19 protein-coding genes are annotated in these 17,327 nt (G+C 46.2%); 15 read left to right on the forward strand and 4 right to left on the reverse strand.

From position 1 onward, the window contains the following. The first annotated feature begins 9 nt into the window (after positions 1 to 9). The 15 genes from ACJB0T_RS14545 to ACJB0T_RS14615 all read left to right on the forward strand — a co-directional run bounded on the left by ACJB0T_RS14545 (position 10) and on the right by ACJB0T_RS14615 (position 12,440). Positions 10 to 1,125 (forward strand): protein-glutamate methylesterase/protein-glutamine glutaminase, encoded by a 1,116-nt coding sequence (locus ACJB0T_RS14545; RefSeq protein WP_479290852.1) that lies wholly within the window; start codon positions 10 to 12, stop codon positions 1,123 to 1,125. A 1-nt stretch (position 1,126) separates the two neighbouring features. After that, positions 1,127 to 1,906, forward strand: a complete 780-nt coding sequence (locus ACJB0T_RS14550; protein ID WP_112461816.1) for an AAA family ATPase — start codon at positions 1,127 to 1,129, stop codon at positions 1,904 to 1,906. Continuing rightward, entirely contained in the window at positions 1,896 to 2,939 is a 1,044-nt protein-coding gene (locus tag ACJB0T_RS14555) for a chemotaxis protein CheW (protein WP_495292921.1), read from the forward strand. The genes ACJB0T_RS14550 and ACJB0T_RS14555 overlap by 11 nt, the downstream gene beginning before the upstream one ends. A 64-nt stretch (positions 2,940 to 3,003) precedes the next feature. Next, positions 3,004 to 3,498, forward strand: a complete 495-nt coding sequence (locus ACJB0T_RS14560; RefSeq protein ID WP_042478487.1) for a chemotaxis protein CheW — start codon at positions 3,004 to 3,006, stop codon at positions 3,496 to 3,498. After that, entirely contained in the window at positions 3,498 to 4,001 is a 504-nt protein-coding gene (locus ACJB0T_RS14565; RefSeq protein ID WP_479290850.1) for a DUF2802 domain-containing protein, read from the forward strand. The genes ACJB0T_RS14560 and ACJB0T_RS14565 overlap by 1 nt, the downstream gene beginning before the upstream one ends. 299 nt (positions 4,002 to 4,300) lie before the next feature. After that, positions 4,301 to 4,918, forward strand: a complete 618-nt coding sequence (ccmA, locus tag ACJB0T_RS14570) for a cytochrome c biogenesis heme-transporting ATPase CcmA (RefSeq protein ID WP_479290849.1) — start codon at positions 4,301 to 4,303, stop codon at positions 4,916 to 4,918. A 6-nt stretch (positions 4,919 to 4,924) separates the two neighbouring features. After that, the gene (ccmB, locus tag ACJB0T_RS14575) at positions 4,925 to 5,593 is read left to right on the forward strand and encodes a heme exporter protein CcmB (RefSeq protein ID WP_042497161.1); all 669 of its coding nucleotides are present in this window, start codon (positions 4,925 to 4,927) and stop codon (positions 5,591 to 5,593) included. A gap of 84 nt (positions 5,594 to 5,677) precedes the next feature. Further along, the gene (locus ACJB0T_RS14580; RefSeq protein ID WP_479290848.1) at positions 5,678 to 6,427 is read left to right on the forward strand and encodes a heme ABC transporter permease; all 750 of its coding nucleotides are present in this window, start codon (positions 5,678 to 5,680) and stop codon (positions 6,425 to 6,427) included. 6 nt (positions 6,428 to 6,433) lie between these two features. Beyond that, complete coding sequence (gene ccmD / locus ACJB0T_RS14585; RefSeq protein ID WP_112481018.1) at positions 6,434 to 6,640, forward strand: heme exporter protein CcmD; 207 nt, start codon at positions 6,434 to 6,436, stop codon at positions 6,638 to 6,640. Beyond that, the gene (gene ccmE, locus ACJB0T_RS14590) at positions 6,637 to 7,122 is read left to right on the forward strand and encodes a cytochrome c maturation protein CcmE (protein WP_479290847.1); all 486 of its coding nucleotides are present in this window, start codon (positions 6,637 to 6,639) and stop codon (positions 7,120 to 7,122) included. Before ccmD ends, ccmE begins: the two co-directional genes overlap by 4 nt. Continuing rightward, a complete protein-coding gene (locus tag ACJB0T_RS14595) occupies positions 7,119 to 9,080 on the forward strand; it encodes a heme lyase CcmF/NrfE family subunit (protein WP_479290846.1) in 1,962 nt (653 codons plus the stop codon). Before ccmE ends, ACJB0T_RS14595 begins: the two co-directional genes overlap by 4 nt. Next, positions 9,080 to 9,634 carry a DsbE family thiol:disulfide interchange protein gene (locus ACJB0T_RS14600; RefSeq protein ID WP_479290845.1) on the forward strand — a complete coding sequence of 185 codons (555 nt, stop codon included), beginning with the start codon at positions 9,080 to 9,082 and terminating at the stop codon, positions 9,632 to 9,634. Before ACJB0T_RS14595 ends, ACJB0T_RS14600 begins: the two co-directional genes overlap by 1 nt. Further along, positions 9,631 to 10,113: a cytochrome c-type biogenesis protein gene (locus tag ACJB0T_RS14605; RefSeq protein WP_479290844.1), complete on the forward strand. Its 483-nt coding sequence runs from the start codon at positions 9,631 to 9,633 to the stop codon at positions 10,111 to 10,113. The genes ACJB0T_RS14600 and ACJB0T_RS14605 overlap by 4 nt, the downstream gene beginning before the upstream one ends. Continuing rightward, positions 10,113 to 11,327, forward strand: a complete 1,215-nt coding sequence (ccmI, locus tag ACJB0T_RS14610) for a c-type cytochrome biogenesis protein CcmI (protein ID WP_479290843.1) — start codon at positions 10,113 to 10,115, stop codon at positions 11,325 to 11,327. Before ACJB0T_RS14605 ends, ccmI begins: the two co-directional genes overlap by 1 nt. 192 nt (positions 11,328 to 11,519) lie before the next feature. Beyond that, positions 11,520 to 12,440 (forward strand): MlaA family lipoprotein, encoded by a 921-nt coding sequence (locus ACJB0T_RS14615; protein WP_479290842.1) that lies wholly within the window; start codon positions 11,520 to 11,522, stop codon positions 12,438 to 12,440. 244 nt (positions 12,441 to 12,684) lie between these two features. Here the strand turns inward: ACJB0T_RS14615 and ACJB0T_RS14620 are convergent, their stop codons facing one another. The 4 genes from ACJB0T_RS14620 to ACJB0T_RS14635 form a co-directional block, all read right to left on the reverse strand. Then, complete coding sequence (locus tag ACJB0T_RS14620; RefSeq protein ID WP_479292295.1) at positions 12,685 to 13,959, reverse strand: outer membrane protein transport protein; 1,275 nt, start codon at positions 13,957 to 13,959, stop codon at positions 12,685 to 12,687. A gap of 260 nt (positions 13,960 to 14,219) precedes the next feature. Next, positions 14,220 to 15,500 (reverse strand): outer membrane protein transport protein, encoded by a 1,281-nt coding sequence (locus ACJB0T_RS14625; RefSeq protein WP_479290841.1) that lies wholly within the window; start codon positions 15,498 to 15,500, stop codon positions 14,220 to 14,222. Between the two features lie 263 nt (positions 15,501 to 15,763). Beyond that, on the reverse strand, positions 15,764 to 16,483 hold the full coding sequence (locus ACJB0T_RS14630; protein WP_479290840.1) for a DUF3379 family protein: 720 nt from the start codon (positions 16,481 to 16,483) through the stop codon (positions 15,764 to 15,766). Continuing rightward, complete coding sequence (locus tag ACJB0T_RS14635) at positions 16,476 to 16,982, reverse strand: sigma-70 family RNA polymerase sigma factor (protein WP_479292294.1); 507 nt, start codon at positions 16,980 to 16,982, stop codon at positions 16,476 to 16,478. The genes ACJB0T_RS14630 and ACJB0T_RS14635 overlap by 8 nt, the downstream gene beginning before the upstream one ends. Positions 16,983 to 17,327 lie beyond the last annotated feature (345 nt).

Genomic DNA, 17,327 nt, shown 5'->3' on the forward strand with positions numbered 1-17,327 from the left:
AGGAAGTCTATGTCGTTAAAAGTATTAGTTGTAGATGACTCTAGTTTCTTCCGTCGCCGAGTCAGCGACATTATCAATGCCGCGCCACGTCTGGAAGTTATCGACGTGGCCATTAATGGCAAAGAAGCGGTAGAAAAAGCGCTGGCATTAAAGCCTGACGTGATCACTATGGACATTGAGATGCCCGTCATGGATGGTATTACTGCCGTCCGTGAGATCATGAGCGCTCAACCAACCCCTATTTTGATGTTTTCTTCATTGACCCATGAAGGCGCTAAAGCCACGCTGGATGCGCTAGAAGCTGGGGCGTTGGACTTCTTGCCGAAGAAGTTTGAAGACATTGCACGAAATAAAGATGAAGCAGTAAGCTTGCTGCAACAGCGCGTGCAACAAATTGCTAGCCGCCGAGCGTTACTAAGACGCACGGCGGTACGTAGACCTTTATCAACACCAAGCGCTGTGCCTAGAGCTGCAGTCACTCGCCCTAATGATGATGCGTCAGCGTCTAAATCGGCGGCACCTGCTGCTCGTTTTCGCAGTAGTGGCAAAAGCTATCAGTTGACGGCGATTGGTACGTCTACAGGCGGCCCAGTTGCTCTGCAAAAAATCCTGACTAAATTACCAGGCAATTATCCTCACCCCATTCTGCTGATTCAGCACATGCCAGCGACCTTTACCGCAGCATTTGCGGCTAGGCTTAACTCGCTTTGTCAAATCACGGTGAAAGAGGCTGCCAATGGCGATGTATTGCAACCAGGTGTGGCTTATCTTGCTCCTGGCGGTATGCAAATGATGATCGAAGGGCGCCCTGGGAGTGCGAAAATCCGCATTCTTGATGGCGGTGAACGCATGAATTACAAACCTTGCGTTGATGTGACCTTTGGCTCTGCGGCTAAGATTTATCACGACAAAGTATTGTCGATGGTTCTGACAGGAATGGGGGCTGATGGTCGCGAAGGTGCGCGTATGCTGAAGTCTGCTGGCTCGACGGTTTGGGCTCAAGATGAAGAGTCTTGCGTGGTTTACGGTATGCCACAAGCAGTCGCTAAGGCAGGGATCTCCACAGAAGATTTATCCCTTGATCGTATTGCCGAACGCATTTTGGTTGAGTTGAAGAGGTCGTAACATGATCGTATGGAGTGTTGCTAACCAAAAAGGCGGTGTCGGAAAAACGACCACTACCGTAACGTTGGCGGGGCTTTTGAGCCAAAAAGGTAATCGCGTATTGCTTATTGATACCGATCCTCATGCTTCATTGACTACTTACTTGGGCATGGATTCAGATCATCTGTCACACAGTCTATTTGACCTTTTCCAGCTTAAAGAGTTTAGCGATAGCCGAGTAAAACCGCTGATACACAATACCAATATCGATAATATCGACATTTTGCCTGCTCATATGTCGCTGGCAACACTTGATCGAGTGATGGGTAATCGTAGCGGTATGGGACTTATCCTCAAACGCGCACTAATGACTATTCGTGATGATTACGATTACGTATTGATTGATTGCCCACCTATTCTTGGGGTCATGATGGTGAATGCCCTGGCGGCAAGTGATCGTATTTTAATTCCTGTCCAAACAGAATTCTTAGCGATGAAAGGCTTGGAGCGTATGGTGCGTACACTTGCGATTATGCAGAAGTCGCGTCAGCGCCCGTTTAAGGTCACCATAGTCCCAACCATGTACGACAAACGTACGCGAGCATCGCTGCAAACCTTGACGCAACTTAAACAAGATTACCCGTCGCAGGTGTGGAGTTCGGCTGTACCGATCGATACTAAATTTCGCGATGCCAGTTTGAAGCATTTACCTGCATCACACTTTGCGGCAGGCAGTCGAGGTGTCTTTGCCTATAAACAATTGCTGATTTACTTGGAGAGGCTAGCGCAAGATGAAAGCTGATACTGCGCCGCTCTCAAGTGAAAAGGCTCTGGATGATTACTTTGCGTCTCTGCTTGGTTTAGAACAAGACGAGTTATTGCTTGACGAAGAGCAAGCGCTTGAAGATATTTCTGTTGAGCCAGAGCCAGAGCCAGAGCCAGAGCCAGAGCCAGAGCCAGAGCCAGAGCCAGATCGGAATGATACTCTTTTGACGAAGGCTGCTCCAACTGGGCAGCAGTCGGTGGAGGCGGAGTTTGAAGCTTTTGCGGAGCAGCCAGATCTTCAACATCTGGAAAAACTGTTCAGCGGTCTTCAGCAGCAAGTAGACATTGAAATTGAACCGCAAGCTGAGCCAAGCCTTGAACAACCAGTAATAGATGAGGCGAGAGACGCTGAAATCCAAGGCTGGGATGTTGAAGCATTAGAGGCTGATGCTGTTAACGCGCCAGAAATGCATGAACTTGATACTCTACAGTCGCCAATCAACGCTCAAGAGACGGTCGAAGTCGCCGATAGTATAGAAGTGGCTGAAAGCGTTGGGGTTGAAACTCAGCCTGATGTCGCTAATGACGGAGGTGCTGACAAAGCTTGGGTAAACAACGAACGTACCGAAAGCTTTCAAGTGCTCTACTTTGACGTTGGCGGGATGACGTTCGCGGTGCCATTAGACGAGCTTGGTGGCATTCATCAGATTGGTGAGTTGAGCCATTTGATTGGACGCCCTGCTTGGTATTTGGGATTGCAATCAAGTCGTGAAAGCCAGCTTGATGTCGTTGATACGGCGATGTGGGTGATGCCTGATGTGCTCAAGGATGACAGTTATAAAGAAGACTACCAATACATTGTCATGCTCGGCGAGAGTAATTGGGGACTTGCTGCCACTGAGCTAAAAGGCACGGAACAACTCCAGCCAGTCGCCGTTCGTTGGCGTGAGAAAGCAGGTAAAAGGCCGTGGCTTGCAGGCATGGTGAAGCAGCAAATGTGTGCGCTGGTTCATGTGTCTGAACTAATTGATATGCTTAACGCTGGATTAGATGTTAAATCAGTACAGTGATTGAATAATTTGATGTCAAACGACGCAGCGCGTCGTTGATCAGAATGAAATTGAGAGGAAGACTATGTCTCAAACGATGGATGTTGAACTAAGAAAAGAACAGTCGAATGATGAAGTTCTTCAATGGGTCACGTTTCAACTAGAAGAAGAAACCTACGGCATCAACGTAATGCAAGTGCGTGAAGTACTGCGTTACACTGAAATCGCTCCAGTACCGGGTGCGCCAGATTATGTGCTAGGTATTATTAACCTTCGTGGTAACGTTGTGACGGTCATCGACACTCGTTCTCGCTTTGGTCTAATGCAAGGTGAAATCACCGACAATACACGTATTATCGTGATTGAGTCTGAGCGCCAAGTGATTGGTATCTTGGTGGATAGCGTTGCAGAAGTGGTATATCTACGTTCGTCTGAAATTGATACCACACCAAGCGTCGGTACTGACGAAAGTGCGAAGTTTATCCAAGGCGTAAGCAACCGTGATGGCAAACTGCTTATCCTTGTTGACCTAAACAAACTGCTCTCTGAAGATGAGTGGGATGAGATGGCTTACCTATAATGTTTGATGCTGTGTCTTTAACGTCACCTCTTCTTTGGGGAGGGGTGGCGATTGTCGTTGTCCTTTTCGTTTGGTTGGTGAAAGTGCATCGTGGATTAAACATGCACAAGGCACACGCACGACAACAAAAGCGATCACTAGAAAAAGAAGTCGAGAAGTGCAATAAGCAGCTACTTGAAGTTCGCTCCGTGTTAGTAGGGCTTGGACAAAAGGTTTCCGAACAGGAGGAAATCATCGTCCACCTTACCGAACGTATCATTGAGCTTGAGAACGTTGATAATGATGGTCGCTTATATACCCGAGCCAATAAAATGGTTCGATTGGGTGCCGACATCAACGAGCTTATCGAGGAGTGTGAACTGCCTAAGGCCGAAGCTGAACTGATGCTTTCTTTGCAAAAAAAGATAGCGGGTAAAGAGAAGGTGCCGCCACTTCACAAAGAGCGTACCCAATCTCCACGCCGTCCAGCCACGAACTATTCGCCACAAAAACGACCTCGCTAGACGATCACTCCATTCACAGGGTGTTAATGCTTAATTGACGCCCTGAAAATATCTTAATAACAATCGTAACACTCTCTTACTCTTTCCAGTTAGCCGACTGTATGCAGTCTGGTATCCTATCATGCGTCCGAATGTGAAGTTTTGTGTCAGTATGTACTACTTTATGGGTAGTTATTTCAGTTGAAGAACAGTAATTTATTGTTTATTACTAAGTTTCGTGAAGCCGATTTAAACATTACACTTTCACGCATAAGTAGCTATGGTAAGATGAACGCCCAGTCGAACCAGTGTTTAATTGAATGTTAGAAGTTACAAATTTAACCGCGATTCGAGATGAGCGTGTACTGTTCGAAAATTTATCATTTTCGTTACAAAGCGGGGATCTCGTTCAGATTGAAGGTCGCAACGGGACCGGTAAAACCACCCTAATGCGTATCGTTGCGGGATTGGGAGATAAAGAGGAAGGGCACATCAAATGGAATGGTGAGTCTATCCAGTCCAATCGTGAAGACTTCCACCAATCACTATTGTTTCTTGGTCACCAAACTGGCGTAAAGCGCGACCTTACTGCGTTTGAGAACCTTAGATTTTATCAATCGATACACGCACCTCTCACTTCGGACCAACAGATTTTTACAGCGCTAACGCAAGTTGGACTTGCTGGCCGTGAAGACGTGCCTGTAGCCCAGCTTTCCGCTGGTCAGCAGCGCCGTGTGGCGTTAGCAAGATTGTGGTTAAGCGAGCAAATGTTGTGGATCCTTGATGAGCCACTGACTGCGATTGATAAGCAAGGGGTAAAAGTACTGGAAAACTTGTTCTTGGAGCATGCAAACAACGGTGGGATTGTGTTACTCACCACGCACCAAGACATGTTCAGTGACAACCCGAAACTTAAAAAGATTACCTTGGGAGCTTGATCGATGATGTTGTCTTCCATGATGAAAATTGTTCGCCGTGAACTGCTGATTGCATTTCGTCGTCAAGCGGATATTTTCAACCCACTTTGGTTTTTTATCATAGTGATTACGCTATTTCCGCTGAGTATTGGTCCCGAGCCCAATCTATTAGCGCGAATTTCAGCAGGAATTGTTTGGGTAGCCGCGCTGCTGTCAGCGTTGTTGTCTCTCGAGCGACTGTTTAAAGATGACTTTCAGGATGGCTCTTTGGAGCAGATGATGTTAATGCCAATTCCACTTCAGTTAGTGGTGATGGCAAAGATCATTGCACATTGGCTGCTGACGGGATTGCCTTTGATCATCATCAGTCCGCTTTTGGCCATTTTGCTGTCCCTTGACAGTAACACGTGGATTGCTGTGGTCCTGACCTTGTTGGTGGGGACGCCAACACTGAGTTTTATTGGAGCTATTGGGGTCGCTTTGACTGTAGGGTTACAAAAAGGTGGGGTATTACTCAGTCTACTGGTACTTCCGCTTTACATCCCAATTCTAATATTTGCTACGTCGGCGATTGATGCTGCTTCCTTGGGGGTTGCGTATAATGGTCAGCTAGCTTTGCTCGCCGCTATGCTGGTGGGCGCAATGACGTTGACTCCGTTCGCTATCAGCGCAGCCTTGAGAGTCAGCGTCAACTAAAATAATAACGCTAATATCATTGCATAGAGCGAATGCAAGCGCCTAAAGCAATGGGAAAAATGTCGTCAAAGAGTGAGAAACACTATGTGGAAATGGCTTCATCCTTACGCCAAACCCGAAACCACTTATCAGCTGTGTGGCAAATTGCTTCCATGGTTTGCCACGATCGCACTGCTGTGCTTGTCAATCGGTACTGTATGGGGGCTTGCTTACGCGCCCGCCGATTATCAGCAGGGTGACAGCTTTAGGATCATCTACATACACGTGCCGTCGGCTATTTGGTCTATGGGTGTGTATATGTCGATGGCGATTGCTGCTTTCATAGGCCTAGTATGGCAGTTGAAGCTCTCTAGCATGGCGGCGCTTGCTATGGCGCCGATTGGTGCGGTGTTTACCTTTATTGCGCTTCTCACTGGCGCGGTATGGGGTAAACCAATGTGGGGCGCATGGTGGGTATGGGATGCACGCCTAACCTCTGAGCTTATCTTATTGTTTTTATACCTTGGCGTTATTGCTCTTTACCACGCGTTCGATGATCAAAAAACCGCGGCGAAAGCGGCGGGCATTCTAGCAATTGTTGGCGTGGTTAACTTGCCGATCATTCACTTCTCAGTGGAGTGGTGGAATACCTTACACCAAGGTGCCACCATCACTAAGTTTGCCAAGCCATCGATATCTAGCGATATGTTATGGCCGTTGTTGTTAAATATTTTTGGCTTTGCGTTTTTCTTCGGTGCACTGACTATGATCCGTCTGCGTAACGAAATCATCAGTAAAGAGGGCCACAGACCATGGGTGGTTGCCTTAGCTGCGCAATCGAATCAGAAGGGGTAAATCACCATGCATTTTGAATCCTTGAGTGACTTTTTTGCCATGGGCGGCTACGCAGGATATGTGTGGAGTGCCTTCGGTATTACTTTCTTAGCTATGTTGATTCTTTGGGTGACGAGCGTGTCACGCGGGAAAAAATTGCTCAAAGAAGTTCAAGCCAAAGTCGATAGGCAAGCGCGCATCGATGCGGCAAAAAATATGGAGAACACACTATGACCCCAAGACGTAAGAAAAGGCTTGGCATTATTTTAGCCATTTTCGTTGGCATCAGTGCAACGGTTGGGTTGATTCTCTATGCGTTAAACCAAAACATGGATTTGTTCTACACACCGACGGAGTTGGTGAACGGTAAAGACAATGGCGTGAAGCCTGAAATCGGCCAGCGCCTTAGAATTGGCGGTATGGTGGTGGAAGGTTCAGTTAGTCGTGATTCTGAATCACTGCGCGTGAGCTTTGACTTGGCCGATGTTGGCCCGAAAGTTACTGTTGTTTACGATGGCATTCTTCCGGACTTATTCCGCGAAGGGCAGGGTATTGTTGCACAGGGCGTACTGGTTGAACCGACAAAAATCGAGGCTTTCGAGGTTCTTGCTAAACACGACGAAGAATACATGCCACCTGAAATTGCTGAGGCGATGAAAAAAAACCACGCGCCGCTCCAGTACTCTGAAGAACAAAAACAAGGAAGCGGTCTATGATTGCTGAAATCGGCCACTTTGCGCTGATACTCTCGCTCAGTTTGTCTGTGCTATTGAGTATCTTGCCGCTGTTTGGTGCCTCTCGAAACAATACTATGCTGATGAATACCGCAAGACCTTTGTCTTGGGGTATGTTCATCATGCTACTTATTTCATTCCTTATCTTGGAATGGGCGTTCTACGTCAATGATTTCACATTGCAATACGTGGCGAATAACTCGAATACCCAGTTACCTTGGTATTATCGCCTAACCGCAGTTTGGGGCGCACACGAAGGTTCATTGCTGCTATGGGTATTAATCCAAGCTGCATGGACGGTAGCTGTAGCGACATTTAGCCGTGGTATGCCACAAGAATCTGTCGCCCGTGTACTTGCTGTGATGGGTATGATTACAGTCGGTTTCCTACTATTCATTATTGTTACCTCTAACCCATTCCTAAGAACGTTGCCTTTCTTCCCTGTCGATGGCCGTGACCTCAACCCGTTATTGCAAGATCCGGGATTGATCATCCACCCACCAATGCTCTACATGGGTTATGTAGGGTTCTCTGTCGCGTTCTCGTTTGCTATTGCCTCACTTATGTCAGGTCGTCTTGATACGGCGTGGGCGCGTTGGTCTCGTCCTTGGACGACAGCGGCATGGGTATTCCTAACTATGGGTATCGCGCTTGGCTCTTGGTGGGCGTATTACGAACTTGGCTGGGGTGGCTGGTGGTTCTGGGATCCAGTAGAAAATGCCTCGTTCATGCCTTGGCTTGCGGGTACGGCACTGATGCACTCGCTGGCAGTGACGGAAAAACGCGGCACCTTTAAAGCATGGACGGTATTGCTAGCGATCTCTGCGTTCTCTTTAAGTCTGTTAGGTACCTTCTTAGTTCGTTCCGGTATCTTAGTATCGGTTCACGCGTTCGCCTCTGATCCATCACGCGGCATGTTTATCCTTGGCTTCTTGGTATTTGTTATTGGTGGTTCGTTGTTGTTATTCGCCCTAAAAGGCGCCTCTGTGCGTGCACGTGGCAACTTCGATTTGCTATCGCGAGAAAACGCACTGCTTGGTAACAATGTGCTGTTGATGGCAGCGTTGGTTGTGGTACTTGTCGGTACATTGTTGCCACTAGTACACAAACAAATAGGCTTAGGCTCGGTATCTATCGGTGCGCCTTTCTTCGATATGTTGTTTGCATGGCTGATGATTCCATTCTCGTTTCTACTGGGTATCGGTCCACTGATCCGCTGGAAGCGTGACAAACTGTCGACACTTGCTAAACCTATGATCGTATCGGGCATCATCTCGGTGGCATTCTCTGTATTGATGATGGTTGTTCTAGCCGAGTACTTCACTGGCATGGCATTCCTTGGTTGGCTGATGGCATCTTGGATCATTACAATGCACGGCTTTGAGCTGTACGAGCGTGCAACTCATCGCCATTCGTTTGCGGAAGGTGTCAAGAAGCTACCGCGCAGTCACTGGGCTATGATCCTTGGTCACTTGGGTCTAGCAGTCAGCATTATTGGTATTGCTATGGTGCAGATCTACAGCATCGAACGCGATGTTCGTTTGGCTCCGGGTGAGACCTACCAAGTTTACGATTACAGCTTCTACTTCCAAGGTGTACGTGATAAAGATGGCCCTAACTACGATGGTTACATTGCTGACTTTGAAATCACCAAAGATGGTAAGTACATCAACACATTGCACGCAGAAAAACGTTTCTATCGCACGGCGAAGTCGATGATGACGGAAGCGGCGATCGACCGCGGCGTCACTCGCGACCTTTACATCGCAATGGGCGAGCGTCTGGATGACGGTAAGTCATGGGCAGTACGCATCTACCATAAACCATTCGTACGTTGGATTTGGTTTGGTGCCATCATGATGTCAATTGGTGGTGCGCTGGCAATCAGCGACAAACGTTATCGTTTTAGAAAAACTGATAAAACGCAGGGAGAGGCATAATGAATAAGAAGATTTTGTTTATTCCGTTAGTCGCCTTTCTAATCTTAGTCGCGGTGTTTGCCGTGCAGTTAGGTCGTAACCAAGCGGGTGACGATCCTACTAAACTAGAATCGGTGTTAATTGGCAAACAGGTACCCCAGTTTCGTCTGGAAGATTTGGCGGAACCTGGCAAGCTGTATGACCAAGCGGTATTCACAGGTGAGCCTCTACTTCTTAATGTATGGGCGACTTGGTGTCCAACCTGTTATGCCGAGCACCAATATCTCAATGAGCTGGCTGCAAATGGTGTGAAAATCATAGGCCTTAACTACAAAGACCAGCGTAATAAAGCGACTCAGTGGCTAAACGAGCTTGGTAACCCATACCTAATCAGCCTCTTCGATGGTGACGGTATGCTTGGACTGGATCTTGGCGTATACGGAGCGCCTGAGACGTTTCTTATCGATGCGAATGGTGTCATTCGCTATCGCCATGTCGGTGATGTTAACTTGCAAAACTGGAGTGAAAAACTTCAGCCGTTGTATCAGCAGATGTTAGAGGAGGCGAAGCAATGAAAAAGTGGATAGTTGCACTGGCTTCAAGCTTAGCCTTGGCATTTGCGGTAAATGCAACCATCGAGATCCATGAGTTTGATTCCCTAGAGCAGGAGAATCAGTTTAAGGAGCTGAGTCATACATTGCGTTGCCCTAAGTGTCAAAACAACACGATTGGTGACTCAAACGCTGAACTCGCGCAAGATTTGCGTCAGAAAGTGTATGAGATGACGAAAGAGGGCAAATCGAAGCAAGAAATCGTTGATTACATGATTGCTCGTTACGGCAACTTCGTAACCTACAACCCGCCATTAACGCTCGCAACGTCGACTCTTTGGCTGGGGCCGCTGTTTGTTATCGTGCTTGGCTTTGGATTAATTGTGGTACGAAGCCGCAACAATCGCATTCAGAAAGCCCAGAAAAGTGAGCAGTGGAGTGATGACAAAGAGGCCAAATTAAAGGCTTTACTCGATGACAAAGAGACTGGAGATAAGCAGTAATGACACTATTTTGGATATCAACAGTCGTTCTTGTCGTCGTTGCTATTGTACTGTTGGCTCTGACGCTAAACAGCAAGAAAGCGAATAATGATGAACAACTTCGTGACGAGCTAAACAAGGCTTTCTATAAAGATCGCCTTACTGAGCTAGAAGAAGAAACAAATGAAGGCTTGGTTGAAAACCAACAAGACCTGATTGACGATCTTAAGCAATCACTTCTTGATGACATTCCAAATCAAGCGGAGACAAAGAAAACGTCTTTATCGCCAATGACGATTCTTGTGCCTTCAGTGGTACTGGTTGTCGTGATGACTTACGGGCTGTACATGCATTTCGGTGGCGCTGGTAAAGTTCAACAATGGCAAGAGGTGTCTGGTCGTTTGCCAGAGCTTTCTAAGCGCCTGATGGGCGAGTCTGCCGAGCCAATGACAGAAGACGAAATGCAAGACTTAACATTAGCGCTTCGTACTCGTTTGCATTATCAACCCGATGATTCAACAGGTTGGCTGTTACTTGGTCGTATTGCACTGGCTAACCGCGACGTGACAACAGCGACAGATGCGATGGAAAAGGCCTACCGTCTTGAGCCAAATGATTCAGATGTGAAGCTGGGTTATGCGCAAGCCTTGATGATGTCACAAGACGAGCTAGAGCAGAATCAAGCTCGAGGTCTTCTGAACAGTCTACTGAAAGAAGAGTACGTTGATTTACGCGTACTTTCACTTCTCGCGTTTGATGCTTTCGAGCGTCAAGACTACCCAGCAGCCGTTCGTTACTGGTCTGTTATGCAGCGCATGATTGGCCCTGACGATAGCCGCTATGAAATGTTGACTCGCAGTATTGAAAATGCCCAAGCCAAAATGGGTGAGCCAATTGTTGAAGGTAAGTCTGTGGCTGTGACGATTACTGTGTCACCACAAGCGAGCTTTCCTCAAGATGCTGCGCTGATTGTGTCTGTGCACCCGGCAGATGGCTCTCCAATGCCAGTAGCCGCTGCTCGATACCCTTTAGGAACATTCCCACGCACTGTCGTCCTGGATGACAACAACAGCATGATGCAGGGTCGTAAGTTATCCAGCCTTGATGGTTTGATTGTTAGAGCCCGAATAGACAGTGATGGTAATGTCGCAACACGCGATGGTGATTGGTTTGGTGAGAGCCAGCCAGCGGCCCTTGGTGATACTGTTGATCTTGTTATCGACCAACAATACTGATGAACGATATATGGCATGCGATTAAATAAAATATGTCCAACTTGTTGCTTTAGCTAGCTTGGAAGTTCGCATGCCGCTATACTCATCCATAGTGGTTATTAATACAATCTGACGTTAATTACTTACTTATCAAGTAAATAGAACAATAGTTAACATATTAGACGCAGATTGTACCGGCTTATGGATGAGGTTATGCAATCAGCAATAACCGGCAAAAAGTGGTCGCTTTTTGCCGTTTTTGTATCTAGCGTATTTCTATTTGGCTGCTCTTCAGCACCAAAAGACGAGCAGGTTCCTTCTGCTCAGGAGTCAACGACTACTCCCATCGCGTCCCAGCCTGTCGGCGCATCGGTAGAGAGTACTGTTACGGCAAACAACGCTGTGAACGAAACCAGTTTGGACGACTCTCAAAACAGTGTCGACCTTAGTAGCGAAGCGCCGGTTGGTACCGACGTCTATGACCCGTTTGAGGGTTTCAACCGCGCGATGTTTACCTTCAATTATGACTACCTAGACCCTTATTTTGTTAGGCCTGTGTCTCTTGCATATGTGAATTATACGCCTGTGCCAGTGCGCTCAGGTGTCAGTAACTTTCTCGCTAACTTAGATGAACCGTTTAGTGTCGTGAATAACGTAGTGATGGGCAATGGTTCTAAAGCACTCGATCATTTCAATCGTTTTTGGATTAACAGTACGCTTGGTTTGTTAGGCTTTATTGATATCGCCTCTGCAGCCGGTATCGAAAAGCACGGTAAGAAAGAGTTTGGTGATGCCATTGGACACTATGGTGTCGGTACCGGCCCTTATTTCATGGTACCCGGTTATGGGCCAATTACCTTGCGTGAAGGTGCAGACGTCGTCGATGGTCTTTATCCACCGATTTCGTTCCTCAATTTCTGGGCTAGCCTAGGCAAATGGGCATTAGAGGGTATGGAGAAACGAGCACTTGTTGTGCCTCAGGAGGCCACGTTGGAACGCTCACCAGATCCATATGCACTAACACGTGATATCTATATTCAACGCCAGAACTACAATGCTGAAGTGGTAAACGATGAAGTTGATGAAGAGCAAGAAGCTTACATTGATGATTACTTGGATAGTTTTGATGAGTAGCTCTAAGTTGCAATGACAATGAACCTAGATATAAAAACGTCACTCAAATGAGTGACGTTTTTTGTTAGAAATATTTCAGACCGTCCCCGTCATCTTCACGCAAGTGACGATCTCAGCAAGCGCGTGACTAACTAACATTAATTGATAGGTTTACTCATCAATTAGATTTTCAGTGCGCTGTATGCGATCCCCTTTTTCAAGGGATGACGATTTTTCTAGTAGTCTCTGCTATCAAGTCAGAAGATTAGAAGCGGTAGTTTGCTTGAATACCTGCAATCCATACATCACCGGATATTTCGCCAACAAAGGTACCAAAGGCTTCAACTTTTTCGTCAAGCTCATCTCTTGGCTCTATAATAGAAGCATCACGCGCCATGATATAAGTTAGACCGCCATCGAGCGTAAATTGCTTAGAAAAGGCGTAAGTTAGACCAGCACTTAGCCATGTACGATCAGTCTCCGGTATGGTCGTAGTGCGGTATTTATCATCTACAGCAGACATGTCGTATGCGATACCGCCGCGTAGTGTTAGTTCTTTGTTTAGCTGATAGGTAGTACCAAGTGCTAAGCGGTAACTGTCCTTCCAGTTTTCCGTTTTGATTGGTGACACCTGACCATCAACAAATTCAGCTTCTAGTTTGTCAAAGCTGCTCCACTGTGTCCAGTTGATGCTAGCGTGCATTGCCCATTGTTGAGTCAATTGGTGGAATGACGAAAGTTCTGCCGTTGCAGGAAGAGCAACGCTTAGCTTGCCATCTTTTTTACCTGCGAAGCCAAAACCAATGCCTTCACCGTGACCTTCGAAATCCATCATAACTTCAGATTTATATGCGAAGCCTAGGCGGTGGTCGGGATTAATTTGCCAAGCTGCACCTAGTACATAGCCCCATGAAGAGTCGGTACCTTCTACGTACTTAAGGTAATCGCCTTTGCTGACATTGATGCCACTTGGAAGTGGTGTAGAGAATGGTGCTGTTGCTCCAATTTTACCTTCGCCAGTAACAAACCGAATGCCACCGCCAACGCTAAAAGCATCATTGATTTGATAACCAACGCTAGCCACGGCTTCCACGGTCATGATCTTCGCTTCATTACCATATTGAGTTGCTTTGAAGTCATTACCTAGATTAGTTTCCATACCATAATTTGATCCAAGCGCTAAACCAGTAAACCACTTGTCATTAAATTGATGTGATACATACAGATTAGGTACTGGTGCGCTGTTAGCGATGTCTTTCGCTTCCGTGTACCCAAGTGTATTTGAAGTACCTTTCACATCAATATTTGGTTCAACGTACAGCACACCACCGGAGATTTGTGTGCCTTCTAGGTAGGTCAGCATCGCTGGGTTACGCCACTGTGCGCCAGCATTATCCGCCATCGCCGCTTCACCGGCATACGCGCGGCCAAGACCAGTGGCAGAGTATTCAGCAAGTTGGAAGCCTGCGGCAGACGCAGTTGTAGACGTTAGCGTTCCCAATACCACTGCAATAGCAAGGGGAGAGTATTTGGTATTTATCATTATTGTTCGCTCAAATTTATTGCGTTTAGATCGAAGATTCTATTTTTAGAGTAAAGACTTTAAAACTAATTTGTGACTAAAAGTGCATTTTTAAGATTATCTATCGGTAGGTGATATTTTACAGGTGAATATTCTGGTTGTTATCGAGATGTTGTAAAATTTGAGCGTACAACTGTAAGGAGGGAAGGGGTGTTATATATGCAGAAAAGCAAAAAGGGCCGATATATCGACCCTTTTAAGATATTTGAGGCTAGTGCTTAGAAGCTGTAGCTGTATTGGATACCAGCTAGGATCGCGTTTGCGTGTGTTGTTGCTGTTAACTGTGTAATAGTCGGCACTAGAGTTTCTTTAACATCAACGTCTGCGCCCATCAAGTAAGTGAAACCAAAATCAATTACATGGTGTTTGTTAAAGTTATAGCCAAAACCAGCAGAGAACCACTGACGATCAGAATCAGGTACTGAGATTGACGTTAGTTGGTCTTGTGCTGCAGTGTCATACATGTAGCCTGCACGAAGAGTCCACGAGTCGTTTAGATAGTATGTACCACCGATAGCTGCATGGTAGCCGTCTTGCCAGTTATAATTCTTGATTGGCACACCGCCGTCTGTTTCTAGCGTATCGAATACACTCCATCCAATCCACTGAAGGCTGTAGTGAACAGCAAACTTAGTGTCTTCAATGCGGTGGTAGCCAGAGAACTCAGCCATGCTTGGAAGAGCAAGTTTTAGCTTTTGACCGTCGATTAAGTTGGTGCCAGTTGGCGCATACAGCATATCGCCAGAAGCTTTGATCTCAGGGCTGTAGTGATAGGCGAAACCAAATCGATTGTTTTCGTTGTATTCAAATACTGTACCTAAGTTGAAGCCAACTCCAATGCCATCAGCTTCGATATCAAGAGCATTAACACCAGGTGCAGCGCTTCTAATCAACTTGCCGCTTCCTTGAACGATATCGACGCCACCTCCGATACTCCACTGATCATTAACGCGGTAAGCCGCATTTAGTGTGTAGTTAATGCTACTGATTTCAGTTGTACCACCGAAGATAGTTGCATTTGGGACACCGGGGATTAGAGCTGTACCTGAACCAAAACTATCTTCGAAGTTGTTGTTTGTGCCAAAGTTAGAGTAAATACCAGCACCCAAAGCCCACTTGTCGTTTAGGCGGTGGATATAATAGATATTTGGTACTGGAGTTCCACTGGAGTTGTTTGCGTTTGGAACTGAGACAGGGTAGCCAGCTGCACCTGAACCAGTAGGGTCATAGGAAATATCTTTAACATCAATGCTAGTCTTGATGTAGTTTACGCCACCAGAAAACTGGTGCGAATCAAATAGTGTCATTGCTGCCGCGTTACGTGCCATAACAGATGCGTTATCGGCAATAACCGCATCACCTGCAAATGCGCGGCCTAGACCGGTTGCGGATTGTGCGTTGAGCTGGAAACCAGCGGCTGCTGCTTGTTGAGAGGCGAACGTGAGTGACGAGACTGCCACTGCTAATAGTGTTTTTTTATACAGACGCGAAGTAGTCATTTAGTATACATCCTTTGTTGTAATCGCCTCTTATGGGCGTTAGTGTAAATTGAGTTAAAACTCAATTCGGGGCTGATCCTAATCGGTAGTATAGACATTAGAAATCAGACCAGTAATCAAAATGACGCAAAAAGTATATAAATGACGACTAATTGGCAGTAAAAGCATCGAATATGTCGATATTTAGAGCTTGTGCTCTAAATTTGGGTGGTGATACAAAAAAAGGCCTACCCCAAAAAATAAGCCTTCTTAATTCTGTGTTTCTAAGCTGGGTTCATCACTTTTTTGATGTTTTCGCCGATTTTCGCTAAATCTTCACCTTCTTCTCCGACAAGGATAAAGCTGCTGCTCCCCATTGGTTTAACCACGCCTGACATGCCATCTTTATCGAAGTTTTCGACTTGGTCAGTGGCAATACCTGTAAGAAACATAGTGACTTTGCCTTTCTCGCCTTCAAATACGATGTGCATCGCATTGGAATCACCAAACCCACAGTGATTTATGTAAAACACGTGGTATGGAAACGTTTGTCCTAGTTGGTAGGCAAACGGCAATAACTTGGCATTGATCTGTTCTTTCGAGGGATTTTCATCCAAAGAGTCAATAAAGCTTTTCTCAGCGTTGAAATGCGCCATGGCCATTTCTGGAAGCGTTGCTTGCGCGTTAGACACGACAATGTTACCCCAGTTAACCTGACCAAAGAGTAAACCAAACGCAAACGCTACAGAGGCCGCCAATGACAGCGCTCTTTTACTAAAACTCACCTTGACCACATTATTTTCTGAAGGCTGGTTAAACAAAATACGATCAGCAAGATCGTCAGGTACGTCAACTTTCAATGCCTGTTCGATACGTGCATCTAGGCCTAGAATGTCATCTAGGTATTTGGCGTTAGCCTCACTGTTTTTGGTCGCCTCCAACAGCTCCGGATCTCTTGACTTAGGATCGGACATAACACGACGACGGAATTCTAACTCATCCATTTTGTTGCCCCCTATGCGCATCCTCAGACTCAAGCATCTCTTTAAGCTGGTTTCGAGCTCTAAATAATCGAGTCATAACGGTATTCTTATTTAAGTCGAGTATGTTGCCAATTTCCTCACCACTAAAGCCACCGACGACTTGGAGGAAAAGTGGTTCGCGATACTCAACATCGAGTTTCATGATTTGTGCTTGAAGCCACTCTTGTTGGTGGTGCGGGTCATCAGAAACTTTGGCATCATTACCGTAGTCATCAATATCGACCAGATCGAATTGCTTACGCTCGAAACGCCTTGCATTCTCTCTGCGCAGAATAGTAATCAGCCACGACTTTGCTGCCTTTTCATCTTGCAAGCTGTCTAACGACTTCCAAGCTCGAAGGCAAGTTTCTTGAACCAAATCCTCCGCGATAGGCTTGTCTTTGCAGAGCCAATACGCGTATCGGAAAAGGTCGCGATGATAAGCACGCACCAGTGCTTCGTATTTTCTTTGTTTGTCCATATCCGAGTTGACCGGACGTTTGGATAATTTCTTTCCGAAATTTTTAATTAATGACACAGGAGCCCCCGTTTTCGCTCTGTGAACCGTGTTTTTGTCCTTTGGTGTCAGTAAAGTCACACAAAATTGATCTAGTTCAAAATTCGGACCTGTGGAGAAGTTATATTAGACCCTGTCATCTCGTTGGTCTTTCGGGACTAACATGTTGAGCAAGATGACACTTCCTTTTGAAGGCTGACTTTACTTTCTCCTAATCAGGAAACTGATTATTTTCAATTGGCGCAAGTTAATTGCTTTAGAGATTCCAACCACACAAATTATCTGTGTGGTTTTTTTTTGCCTGAAATC

Source organism: Vibrio sp. CB1-5, from assembly GCF_059412285.1.

Bases quoted from the DNA above. Each gene is read 5' to 3' on its own strand.
- ACJB0T_RS14565 (WP_479290850.1), top strand. From the start codon at position 3,498: ATGTTTGATGCTGTGTCTTTAACGTCACCTCTTCTTTGGGGAGGGGTG.
- ACJB0T_RS14595 (WP_479290846.1), top strand. From the start codon at position 7,119: ATGATTGCTGAAATCGGCCACTTTGCGCTGATACTCTCGCTCAGTTTG.
- ACJB0T_RS14615 (WP_479290842.1), top strand. From the start codon at position 11,520: ATGCAATCAGCAATAACCGGCAAAAAGTGGTCGCTTTTTGCCGTTTTT.
- ACJB0T_RS14625 (WP_479290841.1), bottom strand. From the start codon at position 15,500: ATGACTACTTCGCGTCTGTATAAAAAAACACTATTAGCAGTGGCAGTC.
- ACJB0T_RS14545 (WP_479290852.1), top strand. From the start codon at position 10: ATGTCGTTAAAAGTATTAGTTGTAGATGACTCTAGTTTCTTCCGTCGC.
- ccmA (WP_479290849.1), top strand. From the start codon at position 4,301: ATGTTAGAAGTTACAAATTTAACCGCGATTCGAGATGAGCGTGTACTG.
- ACJB0T_RS14550 (WP_112461816.1), top strand. From the start codon at position 1,127: ATGATCGTATGGAGTGTTGCTAACCAAAAAGGCGGTGTCGGAAAAACG.
- ACJB0T_RS14555 (WP_495292921.1), top strand. From the start codon at position 1,896: ATGAAAGCTGATACTGCGCCGCTCTCAAGTGAAAAGGCTCTGGATGAT.
- ccmI (WP_479290843.1), top strand. From the start codon at position 10,113: ATGACACTATTTTGGATATCAACAGTCGTTCTTGTCGTCGTTGCTATT.
- ACJB0T_RS14605 (WP_479290844.1), top strand. From the start codon at position 9,631: ATGAAAAAGTGGATAGTTGCACTGGCTTCAAGCTTAGCCTTGGCATTT.
- ACJB0T_RS14560 (WP_042478487.1), top strand. From the start codon at position 3,004: ATGTCTCAAACGATGGATGTTGAACTAAGAAAAGAACAGTCGAATGAT.
- ccmE (WP_479290847.1), top strand. From the start codon at position 6,637: ATGACCCCAAGACGTAAGAAAAGGCTTGGCATTATTTTAGCCATTTTC.
- ccmD (WP_112481018.1), top strand. From the start codon at position 6,434: ATGCATTTTGAATCCTTGAGTGACTTTTTTGCCATGGGCGGCTACGCA.
- ACJB0T_RS14600 (WP_479290845.1), top strand. From the start codon at position 9,080: ATGAATAAGAAGATTTTGTTTATTCCGTTAGTCGCCTTTCTAATCTTA.
- ACJB0T_RS14635 (WP_479292294.1), bottom strand. From the start codon at position 16,982: ATGGACAAACAAAGAAAATACGAAGCACTGGTGCGTGCTTATCATCGC.
- ACJB0T_RS14630 (WP_479290840.1), bottom strand. From the start codon at position 16,483: ATGGATGAGTTAGAATTCCGTCGTCGTGTTATGTCCGATCCTAAGTCA.
- ACJB0T_RS14580 (WP_479290848.1), top strand. From the start codon at position 5,678: ATGTGGAAATGGCTTCATCCTTACGCCAAACCCGAAACCACTTATCAG.
- ccmB (WP_042497161.1), top strand. From the start codon at position 4,925: ATGTTGTCTTCCATGATGAAAATTGTTCGCCGTGAACTGCTGATTGCA.